Genomic DNA, 24,887 nt, shown 5'->3' with positions numbered 1-24,887 from the left:
ACCCACCCGCCCCGACCGACCACCCGACGAGAGGCACGCCGTGACCAGGGCCGACCGCGGCTTCACCCTGATCGAGGTGATGGTCGCCATCGCGCTGTTCGGGGTGCTCTCGGCGATGGCGGTCGCGGGGTTCCGGGGCCTGGTCTCGGCCGAGGGCCAGCGCGGCACCGCCGACGCCGTCGCCTCGACGATCCGCAACGCCCAGGTGCGGGCGGTGACCGAGGGCGTCTCGATGTGCCTGTCCTTCGACACCGGCGCCGAGACCTACACGCTGTCGCGCTACGCCTGCGGCACCGCCACCCAGCGGATCAACGGTCCGGTCAAGGTCGCCGACGGGCGGGTCGACCTCGCCTCGGCCAGCTTCTCCGCCCCCGACGGCAGCACGAGCCCGGCGATCACCTTCAAGCCCTCGGGCACGGCGTACCCGGGATCGGTGCGGATCGCGCGCCGGGGGGCCAGCAAGGTCTACACCCTGACCGTGGAAGGGCTCACCGGCCGTGTCTCGATCTCCTGAGCCCTGCAGCACGCGACGCGACGGCGGCTTCACCCTCATCGAGGTGATGGTCGCCCTGGGCCTGTTCCTGGTGGTCACGACCGCGGTGCTGCCGCAGGTCATCGCCGGCATCAAGGCCACCTCGACGGCCCGCGACGTGACCCAGGCCAAGGGGGTCGCCCAGGCGCAGGTGGAGAAGATGCGCAACCTGCCCTTCTACGTCGGCCGCGCGGCCGGCGACTACATCGACGTCCTCGACACCTACTACCGCAACACCGTGGCCCCGACGACCAGCCCCGTGTGCAGCAGCGCCCCGGCCGCGTTCCCGAAGGTCGCGTGGACGGGGTACGTCGCCGCCGGCTCGGCGGCGCGCTGCGGCTACGAGCCCGCCGGCGCGTTCTACCGCAAGGTCGTCAACCCCATCGTCGCGCCGGGGCTGGGCGCCTTCGCCATGGTGGTCGACACCCAGTTCCTCACCTCGGACTCGACGCCGGCGCCGGTCACGCCGCGCACGACGTACGACTCGCAGGTGGCGGGGCGCGACATCCCGCCCGCCATGCAGGTGGCCATCACCGTCACGGTCCACTACGACACCAAGCGGGGCGACCGCTACACCAGCGTGTACTCCCAGGTCGACCGCGTGCGGCCCGTCTCGCCGCTGATCGTCTCCGAGGCCAAGGTGACCGCCCTGCGGCTGTCGTCGATGGTCGACGACACCACGACGCTCACCAGCGACGTGGGGGTGGTCAACCTCGCCGGCGAGCTGTTCACCGGCTCACGCGTCTCCGCGTTCGCCAACGCCGGGGTCGCCTCCACCAGCCTCGGGGCCCAGGCCACCGCCGCCTCCACCAACGCCGTGGCCCCGCCGGACGCCTCCGCGGGCACCGTCCCGGCGGTGGCGAGCCGCCTCGACGGCACCTGCGACCTCGTCTGCTTCGGCGGCTCCCAGACGGTCGGCACCAGCGCCCTGGCCTCCGACGGGCTCCCCCGCGCCGGCACCGCCACCGCTCCGGTGCAGTCGGGCTTCCCGCAGGGCACCTCCTCGAACGGCGTCTCCTTCAGCAACACCACCAGCCCCGTCAGCGGGCTGCGGCTCGCGCCCAACCAGCCGATGGTGTCCCTCGACAGCAGCCTGACCGACAAGTCGCGCGTCAGCGGGTGCGCCTTCGGCGGCAGCAGCGACCCGGCCGTGCTCCGCTCGACCGGCTACCTCAACGCCACCAAGGGGGCCGGAGCGACCGTCGACGCCTGCGCGACCAGCCAGTCGAGCACCATCAAGCTCTTCCCCACCGACTTCGCCCCCGGCGGCGTCGTGCGGATCAGCATCGAGCAGGCCCGCGTGCAGTGCACCGTGACCACGAGCAGCACGGTGGTGCCGACAGCCGCGGCGACGTTCCGCGCGACAGTGCAGTGGATGACCCCCAGTGGCTACAGCACCCCGCTGGTGGTCACCGAGACGACCGGGGCCGCCTCCGGGCTGGAGAGCATCCCGCTGACCACCGTCGTCCGCGACGGCCTGCGGCTCTCCGACTACATCTCGTCCTGGCGGTCGCTGGGCTCCGCCGACGTCGTCCGCACGGCCTCGGGCCGCGACGCCGAGGCCGCACTGCGCGGCATCGTCTCGATCGACACCGTCCCGACCCGCTCCAGCGGCACGGGCAGCGGCGAGACCTCGGTGATCTCGCTCCAGGCCGGCGCCCTGTCGTGCAAGGCGGGTGACTACCGGTGACGACGACGCCGTACCCGGTCACGCCCGACCGGCCGGACCAGCCGGGCGCCGACGAGCCCGAGGACGCCGGCTTCACGCTGGTCGAGCTGATCGTCGCCACCGGCATCTTCCTCACCCTCCTCGTGCTCGTCATCGCCGGCTCGCTGACCGTCAGCCGCGCCCTGGGGGACACCCGCGCCCTCACGGCCATCAACGAGCAGGCGCGGGTGGCCACTGAGCGCATGGTGCGCGAGCTGCGCCAGGCCAGCGAGATCACCGCGGTGACCATCCCGGCCACGAGCGCCGGTGAGGTCGCGATGACCTTCGGCGTCGACTTCAACGGCAACCGCAACCTCGACGTGGCGACCGCCGACCCCGAGGTGCTGACCTACCGCTACCTGCCCGACGTCGACCGGCTGACCCTGACCGCCAACGACGCCGCCGGCAACGCCGTGACCCAGCCGATCCTGGCCGACGACGTCACCGCGTTCTCGTTGGACTACCGGTCGTCGCTGTGGCAGTACGACGCCAACGGCGACGGGACCACCCGCTGGACCGAGATCGACGCGACGCCCGGCGTGGGCAACCGCAACGGCGTCCTCGACGCCCCCGAGCTGGCCAAGATCGACCTGGTGACGGTCACCCTCACCGTGCTCGACGGCAAGCACCAGCAGACCTACCAGACCGAGGTCGGTCTGCGGAACCAGGCCCAGAGCTGAGGACCCCATGCCGTCGTACCGCTGGAACCGCGCCAGCTCCGCACGGAGCGAGCGCCCCGACGAGGGCGTCGCGCTCCTCACCGTGATCGTCCTGACGGCGTTCCTGGTGGTCGCCTCGCTGTCGATCGCCTCGATCACCGTCAGCAACCTCGGCACCGCACGCACCTCGAGCCAGGCGGGCGCCTCGGTCGACGCCGCCGACGCCGGGCTGGCCCAGGGCGTCGCCTACCTGCGCTCGGCCGGGATCGGGACGATCAACGGCTGCTCGCCGACCTGCACCGCCGAGCCCTACGGCAACCGGGCGGCGCCCAAGCGGGTCACGATCGGTGGGAGGACGGGCCAGTACTACACGGTGTGGATCGAGCCCATCGCGCCGTACCCGGCCAACAAGCCCGGCATCTACCGCATCCACGCCACCGGCAACGCCGGTGGTCCGGCCACCCGGTCGGTCTCGATGGACGTGTCGATCACGCCGTTCAAGGTGCCGCTCGGGATCATGGCCGACGCCGTGATCGGGGGCGGCAACGCCGGCGTGCACCACGAGTCGATCATCTCGACCGGGTGCATCTACAAGCGCTCGAAGATCAGCTTCGAGGGCATCGACAAGGCCTACGGCGTGCCGGCCGCGATCTACTCCAGCCAGGCGGTCAACGACGACTCCGGGTCGGGCCAGTACTGCCCGGGCACCAAGAAGCCGCTGCACGAGACCAGGAGCGGCAACGCCGGCTTCTGCAACACCTCCTTCTCGCAGTCGCGCTACGACATGGACATGAACGGCGGTCCGCTCAACGGCACGGCCTGCTTCAACTACGCGCGCCAGCAGTTCGGCAACCTGCCGCAGTTCAACGACCCCCACCACATCGCCTACAACTTCCCGCAGACCTCCAAGATCGCCAGCGAGAAGGCGCTGCTGGACATGTTCGGCCTCCGCAAGCCGCCGTTCACGCAGTCCCAGCTCGACCAGCTGCGCACCATCGCCACGAGCCAGGGCAACTACTGGACCAGCGCCAGCGGCTGGAGCTCGCCCGACGAGCAGGCCGCGGTCATGTACTTCGACCTGGCCTCCAGCAACCCCGGGGGCGTCGTCGACCTCAAGGACCTCGTGGGCTGGAGCCGAGCCGTGGAGCAGGACGCCACCTGCACCGACAAGCGCTCCCTCGTCATCATCATCGAGGGCGGCAACGCGCGGCTCAACGGCAACCAGAACATGTTCGGGTCGGTCTACCTGGTCTCGGGCAGCCCCTACGGCAAGGTCATGAAGGCCAACGGCACGGCCAAGTTCACCGGGTCGCTCTACGCCAACGAGCTCGACCTCACCGGCACCGCCGACCTCTACATGGACGACTGCTTCCTGGCCAACCAGTCCCCCGCCCTCCTCGACGTCGAGACCTTCAACTACCGCGAGATCGACCGGTAGGCCCTCCCCCCTGGACGCCGGCGGCCCCGGCGACGATGGATGCTCAGGACCTGGCCCAGGGCGCGAACCGGGCCACCTTGACCGTGCTGCGCGGGCCGATGTCGATCGGCTCGGCCTCGGCTGGGTCACCGGCGATCCGGCCGGGCACGGTCAGCGGCGCCTGGCCGCGCGCCACCTGGAAGACCAGCATCGAGACCCGGTCGGTCTCCGCGCCGGCCAGCTCGCCGGTCCACTCCACCAGCGAGGCGGCCTCCTCGCCCGGGGCCAGGTCCACCGGTCCACGGTGGCCGGAGCTGTCGAGCCCCTCGGACACGTGCAGGCGCAGGGTGCGTCCCGAGAGCCCGCGCCCACCCACGCCCGGACGCCCCTCGACGGCGCACGTGCGCGAGGAGACGTTGCGCACCACGAGCGAGGTGAAGCGGTGCCCCGACGCCGCGTCGAGGCCCTCCAGCCCGGCCCGCAGGTCGACCCGGCCGCACGTCTCGGGCGTGGCCGCGGACGCTGCGCGCGTGCGGAGCAGGGCCAGCAGCCGACGGTCGTCGAGCCGGTCGTCGGGGACCTGCGGTCCGTCCTGGGGGTCCTCGGCGGGGTCGGGCTCGGGGGTCGGCGGCAGGTCCGGCCAGGTGGGCGTCGTCGCCCGCTCCTCGGCGGTCCCGTCGGACGGCGCGACCCCGCACGCCGACAGGGTCCCGAGGAGCAGCCCGACGAGGGGCCCGACGAGCGCACGGGGCTCCGGGAACGACGGCGGCGCGGGACCCGGCGAGAGGTCGACCTCGGACTCGGTCACCGGCACACCCTCGCAGGAACGCCTCCGGCAGCGGCGCAGCGGTCTGCGAGCCGGAGGTGCCGGTCTCGACGAGCACGCCTCCGGCGTCGGGAGCTGTCGTCGTCGCGCCAGCCGCACGGACCGCGCGACGCCGACCTCACTCGTCGAGGAAGGCGATCTCCTCGAGCATGGCGATGGTGTCGCGCGAGGTGGCGTAGGCGGGGATGGTGCCCGTCGCGTCGAACGCCTCGCGCGGCTGCTCGACCAGGACGGGGGCGGCGGGGACGTCGGGCGCGGCGGGGACGTCGGGCGCGGCGGGTACGTCGGGGACGTCGGTGTCGATCGCGTCGATGTCCTCGGCCGGCGCCGCCGGGCCGAGGCTCGACATCAGCTCGGCCAGCACCCGGTCGGGGTCGGGCACGGGCTCCTCCAGCAGCGCGGCGGGCGGCTCGGCCACGGCCACGAGGTGCCGCTCACCGACCGGTGGCAGGGGCTCGGCGGGCGGGCGGAGCGACCGGACGACGTCGAGGTCGCCGGGCTGCAGCCACGCGAAGAGCCCGTGGCCGAGCCCGCCGAGCGCGACGGCGACCGCGGCCGCGTCCCGCGCCTGGTCGGGGCCCGGACCGTCGGGGTGGGGGGCGTCGGGGGTGCTCACGGGTGCTCCAGGAGGGGTGGGGTCAGCGGCGGGCGAAGAGCGAGCGGCGGCGCGGCGCGTCCTCGCGGTGGCTGCGGTGGTGCGGCGTGGGGTCGTCCAGGTCGGCCACCGGCTCGACAGGCGCCAGGTAGGGCTCCGCGGGGGCGACGGCGCCAACACCGCCGACCGCGGCGACGACCAGCGTGGGCTGGGCGTCGGCGGCCGGGGCCGTGGTGTCGGCCGGCGCGGGGTCGACGTACGTCACGGGGGCGACGGAGGCCGAGGGCACGGGCACGGCAGCCCGGGCCAGCGCGTCGCCGGCGTCAGCGGCGACGGTCGCGATGCGCCGCCCCGCCGGCCTGGGGGCCTCGTCGACGACGGGCAGGAGCGGGACGCCCGGCAGGCAGGCCTCGGCGAGCTTGAAGTACGCCGGGCCGAGGCTGGGGTGCTCGAGGAGCCGGTGCATGCGGTTGAAGTTGGTGCAGGTCAGGACGTCGCGGGTGGCGAGCGGGATCGAGCCCACCATGGGGACCTTGAGGGCCGCCTGCAGCACCTGGTCACGCTCCATGCCGACCTCCTCGACGGCCTGGTTGACCACGACGCCGATCTTGGTGCGCGGGATGCCCATGCCGCCGTGGTCGGCGGTCTGGGTGATCTCCTGCAGCGCCCGGGCCATGCCCTGGACCGACGTGGTGGCCAAGGTGGTGACGAAGAGGATCGCGGTGGCCTCGGGCAGGCAGACCGTCGAGATCAGCGGGTCGAGGTAGTTGACCGAGGTGTCCATGACGACCACGTCGTGGGTCCGCTGCAGCGTGCGGATGACGTGCCGGTAGAAGTCGGGTCCGACGTCGTCGGCCGTGCGCGGCCGGACCGGCGCGAGCAGGGCGTCGATGCCGAGCCGGTCGTCGTGCACGAGGTTGGCCAGCACCGTCTCCTCGTCCCAGCTGGGCGAGACCCGGATGTTGAGGGCGGTCGGGATGTACTGCCCGACGAGGGAGGCGACCTGGCCGTCGCGGGTGTCCATGTCGACCAGGACCACGCGCTGCGGCCGGTCGACCAGGCCCTGCTCGAAGGCCTTGCGGGAGGAGTGGGCGATCTGGGCGGCGATGAGCATGGCGATCGTCGACTTGCCCGACCCGCCCTTGGACGAGGTCACGGCCATGGTGACCTGGCCGGGCAGCGGCTCGTGCTCGGGCGCCTGCTCCTGGTACGGCGTCGGGAACTGCGCCGGCGCGTAGCGCACCCAGCTCGACTCGGGCGCCCCGGCCGGCTCGCTCTCGGGGGCCCGGTCCTCGGCGGGGGCGACGGCGACCGGTGCGGGCGAGGGGGCCGGCACCGGGTCCGTCAGGGGGTCCGTGAGCGGGTCCGTCAGCGGGTCGGCCGCGCGTGCCCGACCCTCCGTCGGCCCGTCGGCGGGCAGGTCGACCGGGACCACGGGTGCGAGCGCGATCGGCGTGGGCGCGGGCGCGGTGGGCTCGCGCGTCGCCGGAGCCGCCGCGACGGCCGCGGGGGCCGAGGACCCGATCGGGCCGTCCACGGCGCCGGCGTACTCGGCGGGGAAGGCGGTGCGCCGCGGGGGCGCGGCGTCGGCCAGCACCCGGCGCAGGCCGTCGAGCAGGCTGCGGCCGTCGGTCGTGGGCAGCAGGTGGACGGGGGCGTCGGCGTCGCCGCCCTGCGCGGTGGCCGTGTCGCGCACGCGGGCGAGCAGGGCCGGGGCACCGGCTGCGTCCCAGGCGACGACGAAGGTCGCGGCGTGGGCCGCCATCGTGGCCACGGCGCGCTCGAGGTCGCCGGGGCCGCCCGGGGCGCGGTCGCTGAACACGATCGCGACGGACCGCTGGTCGAGGCGGCCGGCGCCCAGGTCGTCCCACAGCTGGGCGACCGAGGCGACCGGGTGCTGGACGTCCCACTGCACGCCGCTGCGCGCGAGCAGGTCGTGGACCTCGGGCTCGGCCACGACGATGACCTTGGGGTTGTCCATGGGGTGCCTCCGGGAGCGGGGTCAGGCGGGTGGGGTCAGGCGGGGTGGCTAGTAGCCGATGCGCGCCTGCTCGTAGGTGTCCTCGACCTGGGTGAACCCGTCGAGGAAGGACAGGTGCTTCATCACCACCGTCGGCGCGGTGCGGCGGACGGTGAGCGTGATGCCGCCGTCGGCGCGGACGGCGAAGGACTCGCGCACGATCGACTCGCCCGCGTTGAGCTGGGCCGCGGCGGCGCCGTACGCCGCCTGCGCGGAGGCGGTGGAGACAGGCTGGTTCTGGATCGCGGTGGCCCCGGCGAACCCGGCCGACTTCAGGTCGTCGTCGACCCGCATCCGGGTCAGGACCACCGACCCCACGTCGAGCAGCGCCAGCGCGACGAGGACGCCCAGCGCGAGCCACACGGCCGCCTTGGTGCGGCCGCCGGCGACGGTGGTGGCGATCATGGTGGCTCCTGTTCGTGGCTGGTTCGACCGAGGTATCGGCAACGAAGGCTGGGGACTGAAGGCGGAAAGGGCCGGAGGCGGCACCCCGTCGTCGGGGTGCCGCCTCGCGGTGGAGCGTGGGGATCAGGCGCAGGGCGTGTCCGTCAGGCCGCCGGTCGCGCTGTTGTAGTAGAAGGACTTGCTCGCACCGGTGTTGGTGCCGACCAGGCAGTATCCGGCCGTCGAGCTCGCGGCGCCGGGGCCGAACTTGATCGAGTTGCCCGTGCTCGACTTGAAGTCGGCGGCAGTGGTGACGACGTCTCCACCAGCAGTACCGGTCCACGCGCCGTCAGTCGTGAGCGACTCGAGCTGGGTGGCGGCGTTCTTCAGGTCGCTCTTCAGCGAGGCGTCGACGCCCTTCTTGCGCTGGTTCAGGAAGACCGGGATGGCGATGGCGGCGAGGATGCCGATGATGATGATGACGACGAGGAGCTCGATCAGGGTGAAACCCTGGTCGCGCTTGTCGAGGGACTTGCGGATCTTGCTGTTCACGATGACCTCCGTCAGTGGGTGGGGGGCTCCCGTACTGGCCGGGGGCCTGACAAGTAGACGTTCGGTTCTGGTGGGCCCGGACTTGAGTCCCGGGGACAAAAAGGCACATGCCCCGCGAACATCCGCGGGGCATGTGCTACTAATCGGCCAACGATCAGGCGCAGCCAGCCGCCTGCAGGCCGGCGACGAGGCCACCGGTCTTGGAGTTGTAGACGATGAACTTCGCCGAGTCGGTCGAGCCGTCGTTCTGGACGTCGATGCAGTAGCTGCCGACCTCGGTGCCGATGGGCTTGAGCTTGACGACGTTGCCGGTGCTGGACTTGAAGCCGGCCAGCGCGGTGTTGTCGGCGCCCGCCGCACCCTTCGCGAGGGTGATCGACGGGGTCGCCAGCGTCGGGTTGTCGGTCATCCAGGTCTCGACGGCCGTGGCAGCGTTCTTGGCGTCCGACTTCATCGAGGCGTCGACGCCCTTCTTCCGCTGGTTCAGGAAGACCGGGATGGCGATGGCGGCCAGGATGCCGATGATGATGATGACGACGAGGAGCTCGATGAGGGTGAAGCCCTTGTCGCGCTCGTCGAGGGACTTGCGGATCTTCGTGGTCATGGTCGGTGGCTCTTTCTCGGGACGTGCGGTGGGGGGCTCGCGACCGGGGACCCGACCGCTGTTGTTGCCTTGACGTGTTCTGCATCGGACGGCGACGACAGGCACTTGAGGCCCGTTCTGCCTTGTTTTCCGGGCTTCCTGGCCCACGAACGCCAGCGGCCCCGACCGGGAGGTCGGGGCCGCTGGGAGTCCGTCGACTGGGCATCACGGGACGGTGACGAAGGTCCCGTTGCACGTGGCGAAGGACGCGGGTCGCGTGGCCGTCGGCGCGCCCGCCATCAAGCCCCCGTTCTTCGAGTCGTACCAGACGTAGGTCGTCGCGCCTCCCGAGCTGCCGGCGTTGGAGGCCCGCACGCAGTAGCCGTCGCGCGGGCTGCCCACGAGCTGCACGGTGTTGCCGGGGGACTTCTTGAACCCCGACTCGGCGATGTTCTGGGCCAGCGTGGTGCCAGCCGGCTCGAAGGTGTCCGACAGCGGGTTGTCGACGGTGTAGGCCTCCAGCGCGTTGGACAGGTTGCGCACGTCGGAACGCATCCCGGCGTCGACGCCCTTCTCGCGCTGGTTGAGGAAGACCGGGATGGCGATGGCGGCCAGGATGCCGACGATGATGATGACGACGAGGAGCTCGATGAGCGTGAAGCCCTGGTCGCGCTCGTCGAGCGACCGGCGGATCTTGGTGGTCATGGACGGTGTCCTTCGGGGGGAGAGGTCGGCTCGTGCACAGGAGTCATCGACCCGTCGACGATGGGTCTTGACCGAAGATGCCGGTCCGGTGCCGCCGGTCTGGACCGGCCGGCGGGCACCGGCGCGCGCACGTCAGGAGATGAGGTCGAAGACCTTGAAGATCGGCATGTAGAGGGCGATGATCATCGACCCCACGACGCCGCCGAGGAACGCGATCATCAGCGGCTCGATCAGCGCGGTGAGCTGCTCGGTGGTCGACTCGACCTCCTCGTCGTAGAACTCCGCGATCTTGCCGAGCATCTCGTCGATGGCACCGGTGTCCTCGCCGACGGCGACCATCTGCACCACCATCGGTGGGAACACCTCGTGCTCGGCGAGCGGCTTGTGGATCGACTCGCCCTGGCGCACCGAGTCCTGGACGTCGCGCAGCGCTCGTGAGATCACCACCGAACCGGTGGTCTCGGCGACGATGTCCAGCGCCTGGAGCAGGGGTACGCCGGAGCGCAGCAGGGTGCCGAAGTTGCGGGTGAACCGGGCGATGGCGACCTTCTGGAAGAGGTTGCCGAAGACGGGGAGCCGCAGCTTGAGCGGGTCGACGACGTTGCGCACGGCCGGCTTGTGGGCGTTCTTGCGCCACCACACCAGGGCGCCGACCATGCCGACGGCGATGAACGGGGCGCCGGTCTTGAGCCCGGCCGAGAGCGCCACGAGCACCCGGGTCGGCAGGGGCAGCTCGCCGCCGAGGCTGGAGAACATCTTCTCGAAGACGGGGACGATGAACAGCAGCATGCCGACGCACATCAAGATCGCGAGGATGAAGATGACGACCGGGTAGGTCAGCGCGGCCTTGATCTTGCCGCGCAGCTTCACGTCGGCCTCGAAGGCCTCGGCGATCTGCAGCATCGTCTGGTCGAGGAAGCCGCCGACCTCGCCGGCCTTGACCATGTTGACCATGAGCGGCGGGAACGCCTTGGGGTGCCGCTCGAGGGCGCGCGAGAGCGGGTTGCCCTCCTCGATGTCGGTCTTGACCAGGCGCAGGACCCGGGCGAGCTCGTCGTTCTCGGTCTGCTCGGCCAGGATCGACAGGCAGCGGATCAGCGGCAGGCCGGCCGAGAGCATCGTGGCGAACTGCCGGGAGAAGACCGCGAGGTCCTTGAGCTTGACCCGCTTGGGCAGCCCGAGGGTGATCTCCTTCTGCATGCCCGCGTTGACCACGCGGATGTCGAGGGGCAGGGCCCCCATCGCGAGCAGCTTCTCGCGCAGGACCGCCTCGTTCTCGGCGTCGACCTTGCCCTCGACGAGCTTGCCGGACTTGTCCTTGGCGGTGAACTCGAACTTGGTCAGCGTGGCTGCGGCCATCAGGGCTCCTGGGTCGGGCGGGGTCGTCGTACGGCGGGGCGGTCAGACGGTCACGACAGGCCGCCGAAGCCGCCGGTGGCGAACTGCTGGCGGGCGATGTGCTTGTCGACGTCGGCCTCGGAGCCGCCGACCAGGCCGATGAAGTCCTCCTTGTCGGAGCACTTGTCGAGGCCGGCCTGGTAGGTGATCCGGCCCGAGCGCACGAGGCGGGCGAGGTCCTGGTTGAGCGTCTGCATGCCGTGCTTGGCCCCGGCCTGGAGGGTGCCGGGGATCTGCGCGAGCTTGTCCTCGCGGATCTGGGAGCGGATCGCCGGCGTGGCCATCATGATCTCCACCGCCGCCTGCCGACCGCGGCCGTCGGCCGTGCGGCACAGCGTCTGGCACACGACTCCCTGGAGGGTGCCGGCGAGCTGGGTCCGCACCTGCTGCTGCTGCTCGGGCGGGAAGACGTCGATGACGCGGGTGATGGTCTCCGCGGCCGACTGCGTGTGCAGCGTGCCGAAGACGAGGTGGCCGGTCTCGGCGGCGGTGAGCGCGACCGAGATGGTCTCCAGGTCGCGCATCTCGCCGACCAGGATGATGTCGGGGTCCTGGCGCAGCACGTGCTTGAGGGCGTCGGCGAAGGAGTGGGTGTCGTCGCCGACCTCGCGCTGGTTGACGATGCAGCCCTGGTGCTGGTGCAGGAACTCGACCGGGTCCTCGATCGTCATGATGTGGCCCGACCGGGTGCGGTTGGCCTTGTCGATGACGGCGGCGAGGGTGGTGCTCTTGCCCGACCCGGTCGGCCCGGTGACCAGCACCAGCCCGCGCTCGAGCTGGGCGAAGTCGCCGATCGTGCTGGGCAGCGCGAGCTGCTCGAGGGACTTGATCTCCCACGGGATCGTGCGCATGACGGCGCCGACGCTGCCGCGCTGGCGGAGCACGTTGACACGGAAGCGGGCCTTGCCCGGCACGGTGTAGGCGAAGTCGAGCTCCCAGCGCTCCTCGAACGCCTTCTGGTGCTTGCTCGTCATGACGCCGAAGACGGCGGTCTGGATCTGCTCCCCGGTCAGCGGCTCGTACCCCGGCACCCGCTGCATCTCGCCCCGCACCCGGATGGTCGGGGGCGCGCCGGCGGACAGGTGCAGGTCGGAGCCGCCGGCGTCGACCATGAAGCCGAGGACCTGGTCGAGGGCGATCTGCTGCTCGGCCTCCTCGGCGCGGTCCACGGCGCGTACGCCGGGGGTCGCCGCGGCGGGGGCCAGCACCGGTGCGCCGTGGCCGCCGGCCGTGGTCGGGACCGGCTGGACCGGCGCCACGTGGACGGCGGGCGCCACGGGCGAGACGGGAGCGGCCTCGGTGACCGCGGCCGGGGCGGCCACGGAGGCGACCGGGACGACCGGGCTGACCACGGGTGCGGACGTCGAGGGCTGGGCGGGCACGACCGGGAGCACCGTGGTGGGGGTGACCGCGACCGGGGCCGCGTGCGCCGGGCCGCCCGGCACGGGGGCCACCGCGACCGGCGCGACCGGCGCGACCGGCGGGACCGGCAGGGGGGCCGGCTCCGGAGCGGGCGCGGCCGCCACCGGGGTCACCGGGAGCCCGGCGGCCGGAGCCAGGGGCAGGCCGGCGGCCGGGGCAGGTGCCAGCGGCAGGCCGGCCGGCGCGACGGGCAGACCCGCAGGCGCGACGGGCAGACCCGCAGGCGCGACGGGCAGACCCGCGGGCGCGACGGGCAGACCCGCGGGCGCGACGGGCAGGCTGAGGGACCCGGCCGCCGGGTCGTCGTACGGCGCCGGCTCGAACTCGAACGGCTCGGTCATGGGGGCTCCTCGCTCACGGGTGCAGCACAGAGGTCATCGGCCGCGGAGGGGCGCGCCTTGACCCGGGACGGCGGGTCAGGTCGCGACGACGCGGAGGATCTCGGGGATGGAGGTGTGGCCCTGCAGGACCTTGGCCCACCCGTCCTCGAGGAGGGTCTTCATGCCCTCGCTGCGGGCCAGCTTCATCACCTCGTCGGACGGCAGGCGCTGCACGGCGAGCCGCTCGACGTTCTCCGAGACCGACATGACCTCGTGCAGCGCCATCCGGCCCTTGTAGCCGGTCAGCGAGCAGGAGTTGCACCCCACGGGCTTGAGCAGCGTGGGCAGCGGGTCGCCCTCGGCCCAGGGGAAGTCGCGCAACGAGCGCAGCTCCTCGGCGGTCGGGACGTAGGACTCGCAGCACTTGGTGCACAGCTTGCGGCACAGCCGCTGGGCCAGCACGCAGTCGAGCGCCGAGCCGACGAGGAAGGGCTCGATGCCCATCTCGACGAGCCGGGTGATGGCGCTGGGGGCGTCGTTGGTGTGCAGCGTCGTCAGCACGAGGTGGCCGGTGAGTGCGGCCTCGACGGCGATCTGGGCGGTCTCGTGGTCGCGGATCTCACCGATCAGCACGACGTCGGGGTCGGACCGCAGGATCGACTTCAGGGCCGCGGCGAAGGTCATCCCGGCCTTGTCGTTGGTCTGCACCTGGTTGATGCCGGGCAGCCGGTACTCGACCGGGTTCTCCACCGTGATGACGTTGACCTGCGGGTCGGAGACGATGTTGACGGTGGCGTAGAGCGTGGTCGACTTGCCCGACCCGGTCGGCCCGGTCACCAGGATCATCCCGTAGGGCTTGCTGTAGGACTCGGCGAAGCGGGCGAAGTTGTCGGGCGAGAAGCCGAGGTCGTCCAGGCTCATCTGCGCGGTGGAGTTGTCCAGGATGCGCATGACGACCTTCTCGCCGAAGACCGTCGGCAGGCAGGCGACGCGCAGGTCGATCTTCTTGCCCTCGTGGGTCACCGAGAGCCGGCCGTCCTGCGGCTTGCGGGTCTCGGCGATGTCGATGCCGGCGGTGATCTTGAGCCGGGAGATGACGGCGGCCTGGATGTTCTTCGGGGCGGTGTGGGCGTCCTTGAGCACGCCGTCGATGCGGTAGCGCACGCGCAGGCTGTGCTCGCCGGGGTCGAGGTGGATGTCGGAGGCCCCGTCGGCGATCCCCTGCATGATGAGCAGGTTGACGAACCGGACGACGGGCGCCTCGGCGGTCACGTCGCCGAGGGCGGTGAGCTCGCTGTCGCTGGTGTCCTCGGTGTCGGTGAGGTCGGAGGCCAGCTGGTCGAGCTCGCCGTCGGGCCGGTAGGTCCGGTTGACCTTGGCCGCGATGTCCTCCTTCATGGCGACCGCGAACGTGATCTCGACGCCCGCCATCCGCTGGAGGTCGTCCTTGAGGTTGAGGTCGCGGGCGGCCGAGGCGGAGGCGGCCACCAGCAGCCGTGGGCCGTCCCACCCGATGGGGATGACGTTGAGGCGGCGGCAGGTGTCGCCGGCCAGGCGCGTCTGCGCCCCACCGTCGACGACCCGGTCGACGAGCTCGACGAACTCCAGGCCCAGCACCTCGGTGTGCGCCCGGACGGCGTCGACCTTGCTGACCGCGCCGGTGGCGACCAGCACGTTGAGCAACGGCTGCCGGCCGTCCTCGGCGGCCAGCTCGGCCTCGGCGACCTGCTCGGGGGTGACGGTGCCCTTCTCCAGCAGGTGGAGGACGCTCGCGCTCCGACCGCTGCCCGGGGGGCCGGGCGGTCCGGGTGGGACGGCCGGCTGGCCGAGGGTGGCGTACGTCGTCATGGGGTGCTCCGAGGTGGGCTGCTCGTAGGGGCTCGTGGGGGTATCGGCTCGGCCGGCCCCCGACTGGATGCCCCCGACGGGTGGGGCGCGCGGGTCGTCAGGCTGCGTCGACGACGCGCGGGTCGAGCCCGGCGCGCTTGAGCTGGACGCCCAGGTCGTGGGCGTTGGTCGAGGCCGCCTTGGCCGCGGCCACCGTGACCTGTCCCGACATCACCAGGTCGACGAGGTGCTGGTCGAAGGTCTGCATGCCGTGGTGGCGGCCCTCGGCCACGATGTCGGTGATCGAGTGCGTCTTGTCGGGGTCGGCGATGGCCTCGGCGACGCGGGGCGTGTTGACCAGCACCTCCATCGCGCACACCCGCCCGGCGCCGTCCGCGCGCGGCACGAGGCGCTGGCACACGATGCCGCGCAGCGACGCGGCGAGGGCGAGCCGGATCTGCTTCTGCTCGCTGGCCGGGAAGAAGTCGATGATGCGGTTGACCGTCTCGGCGGCGTCGCTGGTGTGCAGCGTCGACATCACGAAGTGGCCGGTCTCGGCGGCCGAGGCCGCCGCCCGCACGGTCTCCACGTCGCGCATCTCGCCGATCAGGATGACGTCGGGGTCCTGGCGCATCGCCGCCCGCAGCGCCACGGAGAAGTCGGCGGTGTCGAGGCGCAGCTCGCGCTGGTTGACCGAGGCCACCTTGTCGGTGTGCATGATCTCGATGGGGTCCTCGATGGTCAGCACGTGCACGGGCCGGGTGGCGTTGATGAGGTCGACCATCCCGCCGAGCGTCGTGGTCTTGCCCGACCCGGTCGGACCGGTGACCAGGACCATGCCGCGGTGGTGCAGGGCCAGGTCGGCCAGCACCGGCGGCACCCCCAGCTGGTCGAGGGTCAGCGGGTTGTCGGCGACCCGGCGGCAGATCAGGGCGGCCGTGCCGCGGGCCCGGAAGGCATTGGCGCGGAACCGACCCAGGCCCGGCAGCGAGATCGAGTAGTCGGCCTCGTTGGTCTCCGCGAACCGCCGGCGCACGTCGCGGTCCATCGTCTCCACCACCCACGCCTCGGCCTGCTCGGCCGTCAGCGGGGCGTGGTCCAGCGGGGTCAGCACGCCCGAGAGCCGGACCTTCGGGGCCGACCCGGCCTTGAGGTGCAGGTCGGACCCCTTGTGGTCCACCAGGGCCTGGAAGAACGGCCGCAGCCGCAGCGGCGCCGGCTCGGGCTCGACCTGGGGGTCGGTGTCGGGCTGCAGGGTCTGGGTCATCGGCGGCCTTCGCTGGACGCCCGGCCCCCGCTCGTGGATCGCGGGCCGGTCGGCGGTGTGGGTGTCGCGGTGAGCATCGGCCACGCGGAGCCCCGGCTGGAGGGTGGGGCAGAGCCCGCCAGGAAATAGCGGCCGAGCCGTCAAGGGAGCGCCCGCGCCACCCGATACCTGCTGCGGAAGGCCCCCGCCGGCACCGGCCGGGGCGGACGACGAGGGGTCGGGCCCACCCGGCACCTCACGACTCGAGGGGTACGTGTGGGACGCACGCTGGTCAGTCTCGACCTCGGTGGCTCCAAGGTGCGCGCCGTGCAATTCACGCCGGGCCGCGGCGGCCCGACCGTGGAGAAGATCGCGGTCGCACCGATGCCGCCCGGCGCCGTGGTCGGCGGCGAGGTCCGTGACGCCGCCGTCGTCGGCGGCGTGCTCAAGGACCTGTGGTCCCGGGAGAAGCTGGCCTCCAAGAAGGTCGTCTTCTCCCTGGCCAACAGCCACGTCCTGGTGCGCCAGATGGACCTCGAGTGGCTGGCGCCCGACGACTTCCGCAAGTCGCTGAAGTACCAGGCGGCCGACTACATCCCCATGGACATCGACGAGGTCACCGTCGACCACCACGCGCTCCGCGAGGTGGAGGTGACCGACCCCGCGACCGGCCAGACCAAGCGGATGCTGCAGGTCCTGCTGGTCGTGGCCTCCAACGAGACCCTCACCGGGTTCCTCGACGCCCTCGGTGGGGCCGGGCTGCGGGCCGTGCAGGCCGAGATCAGCCCGTTCGCGCTGGTGCGCGCCACCCACCCGACCGCCCGCCCGGGCGCCGGCACCGAGGTCCTGCTCGACCTCGGCGCGCACGTGACCAACCTGGTGATCCACGAGGGCGGGCAGCCCCGCTACGTGCGGATCATGACCGGGCAGGGCGGCGACGTGCTCACCACCCAGCTCGCGGAGCGGTTCGGGTGGTCGGTCGAGGAGGCCGAGCGCACCAAGGTGGCGCTCGGCATGCCGACCTTCCAGCCTGCCGGCGCCGGGGCCGGGGCCGGCGTGGGCGGCACCGTGTTCGGAGGGGTCGCGACCTCCGCCGTACCGACCGACGAGCACCCGGCCCAGACCCTCATCAACGAGTCGGTCTCACGTCTGATCGGCGAGGTCCGCCAGACGGTCGACTTCTTCTTCACCAGCGGGGCCGAGGTCGGCACCCTCGCCCGCGTGGTGCTCACCGGTGGAGGCGGCAACCTCGGCGGGCTCGCCCAGCGCCTGTCCTCCGAGCTCCGGGTGCCCGTCGAGCACGGCAACCCCCTCGAGCACGTCTCCACGAGCCGGCGGGCGGCGGTGCCCGAGGGCGTCACCCCCCAGGAGCTCGCCACCGCCCTCGGTCTCACGATGGGAGCCAGCTGACGTGGCCATGCTGACCAGGACCCGCACCAAGGACGCCGGCGCGTCCCCGGACGCCGGGCGCACGGGCACGGCCGCCACGGCCGACGAGACCGGCAAGGGCAAGGGCAAGGGCAAGGGCAAGGGCAAGGGCAAGGAGGACGCCCCGCCGCCGCTGGTGCCCACCCTGCCCAGCGTCAACCTGCTCCCGCCTGCCGTCATGGAGAAGGCGCACCTGGCCCGCCTGCGGACGCGGTTCGCCGTCGCGGCCGGGGTGGCGGTGGCGGCGGTGGCCGCCGGGTGGGCGCTGCAGGCCGGGGCGATCTCGAGCGCCGAGGACGAGCTGGCCGCCGAGCAGGCGCGCGGCGCCGCGCTGGCAGGCCAGGTCGCGGAGCTGACCCCCGTGCGGACCTTCTACACGACCGTCGACGCCAACCGGCTCACGATCCAGGAGACGATGGCCCGCGAGGTCCTGCTCTCCGACGTCGTCGACCAGCTCTTCGCCACCGCGCCCGCCGGCGTGACGCTGCAGACCGTCGAGGCCACCGTCGACTCCGCGCCCCTCCCGACCGCCGGCGCCGCGGGCGCCGCCGGCACCGCCCCCGCTCCGGTCGACCCGACCGCGACGAGCGGTTCGTGCCCCTCCCCCGACCCGTACGCCGCGCCCGAGAGCCGCGCGGGGTGCATCACCGTCAGCGGGGCCGCCGACTCCCGGGCCCTGCTCGGTGCCTGGGAACGTCGCCTGGACCGGTCAGACCTCTTCGCCGACCTCTTCATCTCCGACTCCCAGACCGGGGGCGCGGGCGCCGAGGGCGCCGCCGCCACCGAGGGCGCCGCCGCCACCGACGCCATCACCTTCACCGCCTCGGTGTCGGTGACCACCGCCGCCTACGCCGGTCGCTACGCCGACCCGGCCTTCGTCGAGGGGACCGACCAGTGAGCTCGCTGGACAAGACGGCCATGACCAAGCTCGTCGGCGGCGCTGCCGTCCTGCTCGTCCTCGTCGTCGGCTACCTGCTGGTGATCTCGCCCCGGATGAGCCAGGTCGACGAGGTCCGCTCGCAGACCGAGACCGCCGCCCAGGGCAACGCCACGGTGACCGCCTCCATCCGCGACCTGCAGGAGAAGGAGGCCGGGCTCGACGCCCAGCGCGAGGTCGCGGCCTCCCTGGCCCGGCGCTTCCCGCCGACCGCCGTGCAGGCCGAGCTGTTCGCCGACGTCCGGGCCGCCGCCCGCGCGGCCGGGATCCCCGAGGACGCCGCCGTCACCTCGCTCACCCCGACGCCGCCCGCGGCCGCCGGGTCCGCCACGGCGGCCGGCGGCGCCACGCTGCCGGAGGCAGGCGCCGCCCCCGCGACGGGCCTGGCCACGATGGACATCGTCGCCACGGTCACCGGCTCCCTCGAGCAGCTCTACCAGTTCATGGCCGGCCTGGAGGACCGCGACCGGTCCTACCTCTTCGAGACCGCCGGCCTCGACCCCGCGGCCGAGGCCGACGGCGCCGCCGCGGCCGGGTACACGCTGAACCTGACCGGGACGATGTTCCTGCTGCCCGCGGTCGTCGACCCCGACGCGCCGCCGGCCCCGACCGACCCCGCCGACCCCGCCGCCGACCCCGCCGCTGCTGCCCCCGCGGGCAGCACGGGCGCCGTCGTCCCGGCGCCGTAGCGGAGGTCGTCGTGACCATCGTGGGCCACACCCCGGAGCTGCTGTACTCCGAGACCACGGCCGGCATCGCCCGCCACCGCGGCCACGCCCGGCGTCAGGCCGCCGCCGGCGACGCGCTGGGAGCGGTCGCGGCGACCTGGGCGGCCGACCTCGGCATCGTCCAGGCGGTCATGTGGGAGCGGGTCATGTTCGCCGCGCCCGACCCCGACCAGCAGCTGCTCGAGATCACCGCCACCGTCGCGCGCGCCTTCGCCGCGGCCGGCCGGGACGCCGAGCCCGGCGACACCGCGTCGGCGGCCGCCACGGTCCGGGCCGCCCGGCGGGCGCTCGCGGGCGCGTTCGAGCCCTCGGCGCTGGCGCTCATGGAGCGCCGCTTCACGCCCCTGGCCCACCTCGAGGCGCTCCCCGCGCCCACGGCGCACGACGTCGCCGAGGTGGCCCGGCAGCGCCTCGGCGACCTCGCACCCGAGGCCGCCGTCGCCGAGCGCGACCAGGAGGCCGCCGACTGCATGGCCGCGGCCCGTGACCTGGTCCGCGACGGACGACCGGAGGACGCGCTCGCGCTGGCCTGGCAGGCCGACTGGGCCACCCTGGAGGCCTACCTCATCGACGCCGCGCTGGCCGTCGGCGACACCGCGCTCCTCAGCGTCGAGCTGCGCTGGGCCCTGGCCGCCGCCGAGACCGAGACCATCGGCTCCCTGCCCGCCGACCTCGACCGGGCCGTGGGCACCGTGCGCGACCACCTGGTCCGCGCCCTCGGCTCCGTCGAGGGCGACCGCCTGCGGCGCCGGTTCCAGCCCCTGCCCGGCTGACCCCGGCCCGCACGACGACGGCGAGAGGCCGGCCCCCGAGGGGGCCGGCCTCTCGCCGTTGGTCGCTCCTGCGGGTGGCCGCCGCGTCCCGCTCAGGCGGGCCGGAGCACCTCGGCGGTGCGGGGGACGGTCGACTCGTGCACGGGGCACCGGGTGCCGGTGTGCTCGACCGTGCCCGGCAGGAAGGCCGGGGCTCCGGTGCAGCCGTGGACCACCTCGCCGTGGTAGGTGCGGCCGACCCCGGCGTACGCCGTGGCGGAGGCGGCGGTCGCGCCGTTCTCGCCGGTCACGTCGACGATGTAGGACGGCTGGATGCGGACCTGCTGGCCCGAGTCGAGGGCGAGCAGCAGCTCGTAGTGGTGGACGGTGCACCGGCCGAGGAAGGACTGGTCCGCTCCGCCGGGCATCCGCACCGTCACCAGGGCCCGGCTGCCGTGGAAGGGGCCGAGGTCGAGGGTCCGCCCGTCGGCGACGACGAAGGTCGTGGCCAGGTGGCCGGCGTACCCGCGGTAGCCGTAGCGCGCGGGATAAGACTTGCCGACGACCTCGCGGACCGCCACCTCGGCGGAGGCGAAGTCGATGGTGCGGCCGCCGGTCAGCCACCGGGCGACGCCGCCGTCGGGGACGACGAGGTCGCCGACCTCCCAGGCGAAGGAGTGCGGCTCGGCGGTCACCTTGGCCTCGAAGTGGTCGGTCTCCCAGACCCACAGCTCGATCAGGTCGAGGTCGACGTAGCGCCACGGGATCGCGAGGAGGCCCGCAGGATGGTTCACGTTGGGTGCTCCGGTCGGGTCGTGGGGCGCTCAGCCGCGGACGACGGGCGGCATCATCGGCAGCCGCCGCGCGGGGGCGACCGGGACGCCGGTCGGGGCGGGGACCGGGGCGGGCGCCGCGACGGGGACGGGACGCACCACGGGCCCGACCACCGGCGCCGCCGGCACCACGGGCACGACCGGCGCCACGGGGGCGGCCGGCGCCACGGGGGCGGCCGGCGCCACGGGGGCGAGCGGCGCGGCGGCGGTCGGCGGGACGATCCGGGGGACGACGGACTCACCCGGCAGGAACCCGAGCTCGCGCACCAGCGAGTCGAAGATGTCGGGTGCGGCGACGGACGGGAGCGGGGCGTGGCCGGTGGGGGGCATGAGGACCTCGTGGGGAGCGGGGCACGACGCGCGCGCAGGAACGGGTGCCGATGGATGTCACGAGAGGTATCGGCGCCGTGGGCCGGGAGTTTGAGGGGGTCCGGTCGTCGTACGCTGCGGCGTCCCCACCGATCCGCCGGAGGCCCCCGATGACCCAGACCGACCTCGTGCTCGTCGCGGCGATCCTGGCGCTCGTCGCCGCCTGCGCGGCGTTCGGCGTGCAGCGGGTCCGCCGGGCCGGACGGGAGGCCCGGGCACGCGAGCAGCGCCGCGCCGCCGCGCTGCTGGCCGAGGTCGAGGCCGACGCCGGGCGGCGCCGTGCGGCGGCCCCATCGGCCCCGGCGGCCCCGGCGGCGCCGGTCGGCCCGCCGCCCACCCCGTCGTACGACGCGGCGCCGGCCGGCCCCGACCCGGTGACGGGTCCCGCGCGCGAGCTCGCCGCGGTGCTGCGCGCGGCCGCGGAACGGGTCGAGGCGGCGGCCGCGGCGACGGACCGGCCGGCACGCGACCGGGCCGCGGCGGTGGGCGCCGCGGTGGCGACGGTGACCGGGTCGGACGCGCTGCGCCGGGTCGTGGCCGCCGGCCGCTGAGGCGCGTCAGGCCCGGAGCGCCTCGGCGAGGCCGGCCCGCAGCGAGGCGGTGGCCCGGCTGCGCAGCTGGCTGACGCGGGACTCGGTCACCGAGAGCACCTGGCCGATCTCACCGAGCGTGAGGCCCTCGAAGAAGTAGAGCGCGATCACCACCTGGTCCCGCTCGGGCAGGGTGGCCAGGGCGGCGAGCAGGGAGCGACGGGTGTCGGCGTCCTCGAGGGCGGCGTCGACGGCGGGCGCGAGGTCGTCGAGCGCGGCGACCTCGTCCTCCTCGACGTGGGTGACCGACGAGGCCCGGTCGCGCAGGTCGCGCAGCGCCTGGACGGTCGTGCCGATCTCGGCGGCGACCTCCTCGGGCGTCGGCGGGCGACCCAGGCGCACCTGCAGCGCCTCCTGGGCGGCGTCGGCCTCGCGCAGCTTGCTGCGCACCGAGCGGGGCACCCAGTCGGCGGCGCGGATGCTGTCGATGATGGCGCCCCGGATGCGCGGCACGGCGTAGGTCTGGAAGGTCCACCCGCGCTCGGGCTCGAACCGCTCGATGGCGTCCATCAGGCCGATGACGCCCTCGGAGACGAGGTCGGAGGAGTCAACGGTCTGGGGCAGGCCGCTGCGGACGCGACCGGCGACGTACTTGACCAGCGGGGAGTACTGCAGCACGAGCTGGTTGCGGACCTCGGGCGACCGGGTCTCCCCGTAGCGGCGCCAGAGCTCGTCGACGTGGGAGGCGTCGTGGTCGTGGGAGGCGGCGTCGCTGGTCACGGGAGCTCCTCGGGGCGGGCGGCGACGGGCGTGCCCGGTCCCGGCACCCTGGTGGGGCCGGGACCGGCAGGCGCCGGGACACCGCGGAGGGGGGACGCGGTCTCCACCGAGGGTGTCGGCGGGACCGGACCGGGGCTTGAGGGCATCGGCTCAGACGAGGATCTGCAGGGCGAGGGTCGGCTCGGCGCGGTAGCGCACGATGAGCTCGGCCGTGGCCTCGTCGATCCGGTCGTGCAGCGCACGCCGGTAGGACGTCAGGGTCGCCTCGGCCGCCCCGAGGCGCTCGCGGGCCTCGGCGACCCCGGCCTCGTCGACGGGGGTGACCCAGACCTCGGCGAGGTCGGGCAGGTCGGGCAGCGGGTCGGCCGCCCGGACGCGGTGCAGCGCGGCGCGGGCGTGGCCGCTGCCGGTGTCGCCGAGCACCCGGCCGAGGGCGTCGACGTCGATCGGCGAGTCGCCGAGCGCCCCCGCCTCGAGCAGGTCCATGCGGGCGTGGACCAGGCGCCGCCAGTAGGAGATGCGCTCCTCCTCCGCGCGCAGCCGCTCGCGGTAGGCCCGCAGCCCGGCGAGGTCGACGGAGGCCAGGTGCGGGGAGGCGACCGCGTCCTTGATCGTGCGGCGCTGGCCGCTCAGCGGCAGGTCGTCGTCGCTCACGCGGCCACCCTAGAGAGGGTCGCGGGGCTCCAGGCCACCCGTGGGGTGGACTCAAGTCCGCGCCGGTCTCCGCCGATGTCGTGGGAAACACCGGAGGTCACCGCGGCCCCCGCCGCCGGGCGCGGCTCCGGTGCCGACACCAGAGGTCCGCCGTGAACCGCACCGTCCTCGGCCCCGTGCCGCCACCGGGCGCCCCGGTCGCCAGCCGCGACACGGTCACCGGGCTGCCGCGCCGCGAGGAGCTGCTGGAGCGCGGGCCGGCGCTGCTGGCCCGGGCCGCCGAGATCGGCCGCCCGGTCGTGCTGCTGGTGCTCGACCTCGACGGGTTCAAGGAGCTCAACGACGTCGCGGGCCACCACGTCGGCGACCGGGTGCTGGCCGAGGTGGGCGTGCGCCTGCGCGGCCAGCTCGGCCCGGGCGACCTCGTGGTCCGGCTCGGGGGCGACGAGTTCGCCGCCTTCTGCCCCTCGCTGGCCGGGCCCGACGAGGCGGCGGCCCGGGCCGAGTCCGTGATCGCCGCGCTCGCGGAGCCGATGGAGGTCGACGACCTGGTGCTCAGCGTCGGGGTCTCGGTCGGCCTGGCGCGCTCCGACCGTGACGGCAGCACCCTGGAGGAGCTGCTGCTCGCCGCCGACCAGGCGATGTACGCCGCCAAGGCGGCCGGCAGCGGCCGCTGGCGGGCCAGCTCGCCGCCCGACGCACGACACGCGTCGTCCTCGCCGCGGCTGGCCCGCGACCTGCGGGCGGGTCTCGCCGCCGACCGCCTGCTCCTGCACTACCAGCCGCAGGTGTCGGTGAGCACCGGCGAGCCGGTCGGCTTCGAGGCCCTGGTGCGCTGGGACCACGACGACCTCGGCCTGCTGACGGCGCGCGAGTTCGTGCCCCTGGCCGAGCGCACCGGGACGATGGCCCCGATCACCGCCCGCGTGATCGACCTGGCGCTGCGCGACCTCCCCGCCCTGCAGCGGATCGCCGCCGGCGCCCGGCTCTCGCTCAACGTCACCCGACGCCACGTCCTCGCGCGCGGCCTGGTCGAGCACCTCACCGCCGCCGTCGGCGCCCAGGGCCACGAGCCGCGGGACCTGGTGCTCGAGATCACCGAGCCCGTCTCGACCCTCGGCGCCGAGACCTCGCCCGTCTTCACCGCGCTCGCCCGGGCCGGCTTCGGCGTGAGCATCCGCGGCTTCGGCACCGCCCGGTCCTCCCTCACCACCTTGTGGAACAACCCCGCCGCGCGGGAGATCAAGGTCGACCCGGGCATCGTGGCCGACCTGCACGACCCCCGCACCCTGCCGCTGGTCCAGGCCCTCACGGGCGCCGCCCACGGCCTCGGCATCCGGGTCGTGGCCGAGGGCGTCGAGGACGCCACCGCCGCCGCGACCCTCGCCCGGATCGGCTGCGACGTGCTGCAGGGGTACTGGGTCGGCGCACCTGCCGACCTGGCAGCCACCGCGGCCTGGCGCGAGGCGTGGTCTCCCGACCGGGTGCGCGGCCTGCGGCGCGGGCCCCGCCCCGACCCGGCCCTGACCGGCCCTGACCGGCCCTGACCGGCCCTGACCCGGCCCTGACCGGCCCTGACCGTCTCGGGTCCGACTCAAGTCGCCACCCCGCGCGGCCGATCACGCAGGTGGCCCCGGACGTCCGCGGGGCAGCCCCGCGACCCCCGGAGGAGCCATGCCGTC

25 protein-coding genes are annotated in these 24,887 nt (G+C 73.8%); 10 read left to right on the top strand and 15 right to left on the bottom strand.

From position 1 onward, the window contains the following. The first annotated feature begins 40 nt into the window (after window positions 1–40). The 4 genes from FJQ57_RS22190 to FJQ57_RS01785 are packed head-to-tail and all read left to right on the top strand — an operon-like array spanning window position 41 to window position 4,337. Window positions 41–514, top strand: a complete 474-nt coding sequence (locus tag FJQ57_RS22190) for a GspH/FimT family pseudopilin (protein WP_170219235.1) — start codon at window positions 41–43, stop codon at window positions 512–514. Continuing rightward, window positions 498–2,222, top strand: a complete 1,725-nt coding sequence (locus FJQ57_RS01795; protein WP_139977534.1) for a type IV pilus modification PilV family protein — start codon at window positions 498–500, stop codon at window positions 2,220–2,222. The genes FJQ57_RS22190 and FJQ57_RS01795 overlap by 17 nt, the downstream gene beginning before the upstream one ends. Beyond that, window positions 2,219–2,920: a PilW family protein gene (locus FJQ57_RS01790; protein ID WP_139977533.1), complete on the top strand. Its 702-nt coding sequence runs from the start codon at window positions 2,219–2,221 to the stop codon at window positions 2,918–2,920. The genes FJQ57_RS01795 and FJQ57_RS01790 overlap by 4 nt, the downstream gene beginning before the upstream one ends. A 7-nt stretch (window positions 2,921–2,927) precedes the next feature. Beyond that, window positions 2,928–4,337: a hypothetical protein gene (locus FJQ57_RS01785; RefSeq protein WP_139977532.1), complete on the top strand. Its 1,410-nt coding sequence runs from the start codon at window positions 2,928–2,930 to the stop codon at window positions 4,335–4,337. 43 nt (window positions 4,338–4,380) lie between these two features. On the opposite strand, the gene FJQ57_RS01780 is transcribed toward FJQ57_RS01785, so the two are convergent. The 11 genes from FJQ57_RS01780 to FJQ57_RS01730 all read right to left on the bottom strand — a co-directional run bounded on the left by FJQ57_RS01780 (window position 4,381) and on the right by FJQ57_RS01730 (window position 16,215). Continuing rightward, a complete protein-coding gene (locus FJQ57_RS01780; protein ID WP_170219234.1) occupies window positions 4,381–5,124 on the bottom strand; it encodes a DUF4232 domain-containing protein in 744 nt (247 codons plus the stop codon). A 136-nt stretch (window positions 5,125–5,260) separates the two neighbouring features. Continuing rightward, window positions 5,261–5,758: a hypothetical protein gene (locus tag FJQ57_RS01775; protein WP_139977530.1), complete on the bottom strand. Its 498-nt coding sequence runs from the start codon at window positions 5,756–5,758 to the stop codon at window positions 5,261–5,263. Window positions 5,759–5,780: 22 nt separating this feature from the next. Continuing rightward, window positions 5,781–7,718 (bottom strand): CpaE/TadZ family protein, encoded by a 1,938-nt coding sequence (locus FJQ57_RS01770; RefSeq protein ID WP_139977529.1) that lies wholly within the window; start codon window positions 7,716–7,718, stop codon window positions 5,781–5,783. A gap of 48 nt (window positions 7,719–7,766) precedes the next feature. Beyond that, window positions 7,767–8,162, bottom strand: coding sequence for a hypothetical protein (locus FJQ57_RS01765; protein WP_139977528.1), 396 nt, complete (start codon window positions 8,160–8,162; stop codon window positions 7,767–7,769). A 123-nt stretch (window positions 8,163–8,285) separates the two neighbouring features. Continuing rightward, window positions 8,286–8,693 (bottom strand): prepilin-type N-terminal cleavage/methylation domain-containing protein, encoded by a 408-nt coding sequence (locus tag FJQ57_RS23505; protein WP_139977527.1) that lies wholly within the window; start codon window positions 8,691–8,693, stop codon window positions 8,286–8,288. Window positions 8,694–8,847: 154 nt separating this feature from the next. Continuing rightward, on the bottom strand, window positions 8,848–9,297 hold the full coding sequence (locus FJQ57_RS23500; RefSeq protein ID WP_139977526.1) for a prepilin-type N-terminal cleavage/methylation domain-containing protein: 450 nt from the start codon (window positions 9,295–9,297) through the stop codon (window positions 8,848–8,850). A gap of 204 nt (window positions 9,298–9,501) precedes the next feature. After that, entirely contained in the window at window positions 9,502–9,981 is a 480-nt protein-coding gene (locus FJQ57_RS01750; protein WP_139977525.1) for a type II secretion system protein, read from the bottom strand. A 132-nt stretch (window positions 9,982–10,113) separates the two neighbouring features. Further along, the gene (locus FJQ57_RS01745; RefSeq protein WP_139977524.1) at window positions 10,114–11,340 is read right to left on the bottom strand and encodes a type II secretion system F family protein; all 1,227 of its coding nucleotides are present in this window, start codon (window positions 11,338–11,340) and stop codon (window positions 10,114–10,116) included. A gap of 50 nt (window positions 11,341–11,390) precedes the next feature. Then, entirely contained in the window at window positions 11,391–13,142 is a 1,752-nt protein-coding gene (locus tag FJQ57_RS01740; RefSeq protein ID WP_139977523.1) for a type IV pilus twitching motility protein PilT, read from the bottom strand. Window positions 13,143–13,217: 75 nt separating this feature from the next. After that, window positions 13,218–14,969 (bottom strand): GspE/PulE family protein, encoded by a 1,752-nt coding sequence (locus FJQ57_RS01735; protein ID WP_139977522.1) that lies wholly within the window; start codon window positions 14,967–14,969, stop codon window positions 13,218–13,220. A 97-nt stretch (window positions 14,970–15,066) separates the two neighbouring features. Next, the gene (locus FJQ57_RS01730) at window positions 15,067–16,215 is read right to left on the bottom strand and encodes a type IV pilus twitching motility protein PilT (RefSeq protein ID WP_139977521.1); all 1,149 of its coding nucleotides are present in this window, start codon (window positions 16,213–16,215) and stop codon (window positions 15,067–15,069) included. Window positions 16,216–16,470: 255 nt separating this feature from the next. On the opposite strand from FJQ57_RS01730, the gene pilM reads away from it, so the two are divergent. The 4 genes from pilM to FJQ57_RS01710 are packed head-to-tail and all read left to right on the top strand — an operon-like array spanning window position 16,471 to window position 20,060. After that, window positions 16,471–17,604, top strand: coding sequence for a type IV pilus assembly protein PilM (gene pilM, locus FJQ57_RS01725; protein ID WP_170219233.1), 1,134 nt, complete (start codon window positions 16,471–16,473; stop codon window positions 17,602–17,604). A 7-nt stretch (window positions 17,605–17,611) separates the two neighbouring features. Beyond that, window positions 17,612–18,520: a hypothetical protein gene (locus tag FJQ57_RS01720; protein WP_139977519.1), complete on the top strand. Its 909-nt coding sequence runs from the start codon at window positions 17,612–17,614 to the stop codon at window positions 18,518–18,520. Between the two features lie 20 nt (window positions 18,521–18,540). After that, window positions 18,541–19,248 carry a type II secretion system protein M gene (locus tag FJQ57_RS01715; protein ID WP_139977518.1) on the top strand — a complete coding sequence of 236 codons (708 nt, stop codon included), beginning with the start codon at window positions 18,541–18,543 and terminating at the stop codon, window positions 19,246–19,248. An 11-nt stretch (window positions 19,249–19,259) separates the two neighbouring features. Beyond that, a complete protein-coding gene (locus FJQ57_RS01710; RefSeq protein ID WP_139977517.1) occupies window positions 19,260–20,060 on the top strand; it encodes a hypothetical protein in 801 nt (266 codons plus the stop codon). Between the two features lie 92 nt (window positions 20,061–20,152). Here the strand turns inward: FJQ57_RS01710 and FJQ57_RS01705 are convergent, their stop codons facing one another. Both FJQ57_RS01705 and FJQ57_RS22185 read right to left on the bottom strand, forming a co-directional pair. Beyond that, a complete protein-coding gene (locus FJQ57_RS01705) occupies window positions 20,153–20,833 on the bottom strand; it encodes a hypothetical protein (protein WP_139977516.1) in 681 nt (226 codons plus the stop codon). Window positions 20,834–20,863: 30 nt separating this feature from the next. Next, on the bottom strand, window positions 20,864–21,202 hold the full coding sequence (locus FJQ57_RS22185) for a hypothetical protein (protein WP_170219232.1): 339 nt from the start codon (window positions 21,200–21,202) through the stop codon (window positions 20,864–20,866). A 149-nt stretch (window positions 21,203–21,351) separates the two neighbouring features. On the opposite strand from FJQ57_RS22185, the gene FJQ57_RS22180 reads away from it, so the two are divergent. Next, the gene (locus FJQ57_RS22180; protein ID WP_170219231.1) at window positions 21,352–21,792 is read left to right on the top strand and encodes a hypothetical protein; all 441 of its coding nucleotides are present in this window, start codon (window positions 21,352–21,354) and stop codon (window positions 21,790–21,792) included. 6 nt (window positions 21,793–21,798) lie between these two features. On the opposite strand, the gene FJQ57_RS01695 is transcribed toward FJQ57_RS22180, so the two are convergent. Together FJQ57_RS01695 and FJQ57_RS01690 are read right to left on the bottom strand one after the other, a co-directional pair. Beyond that, window positions 21,799–22,551, bottom strand: coding sequence for a FliA/WhiG family RNA polymerase sigma factor (locus tag FJQ57_RS01695; RefSeq protein WP_139977514.1), 753 nt, complete (start codon window positions 22,549–22,551; stop codon window positions 21,799–21,801). Window positions 22,552–22,701: 150 nt separating this feature from the next. Further along, a complete protein-coding gene (locus FJQ57_RS01690) occupies window positions 22,702–23,205 on the bottom strand; it encodes an RsiG family protein (protein ID WP_246081540.1) in 504 nt (167 codons plus the stop codon). A 152-nt stretch (window positions 23,206–23,357) separates the two neighbouring features. Between FJQ57_RS01690 and FJQ57_RS01685 the strand changes: the two genes are divergently transcribed. Further along, window positions 23,358–24,752, top strand: a complete 1,395-nt coding sequence (locus tag FJQ57_RS01685) for a putative bifunctional diguanylate cyclase/phosphodiesterase (protein ID WP_170219230.1) — start codon at window positions 23,358–23,360, stop codon at window positions 24,750–24,752. The last annotated feature ends 135 nt before the right edge of the window (window positions 24,753–24,887 follow it).

Origin of the sequence: Nocardioides litoris, assembly GCF_006346315.1 — a bacterium.
GTDB classification, from domain to species: Bacteria; Actinomycetota; Actinomycetes; order Propionibacteriales; family Nocardioidaceae; genus Nocardioides; species Nocardioides litoris.
Note: the sequence above shows the minus strand (reverse complement) of the source record. Positions and strands in the feature narration are given on the sequence as shown.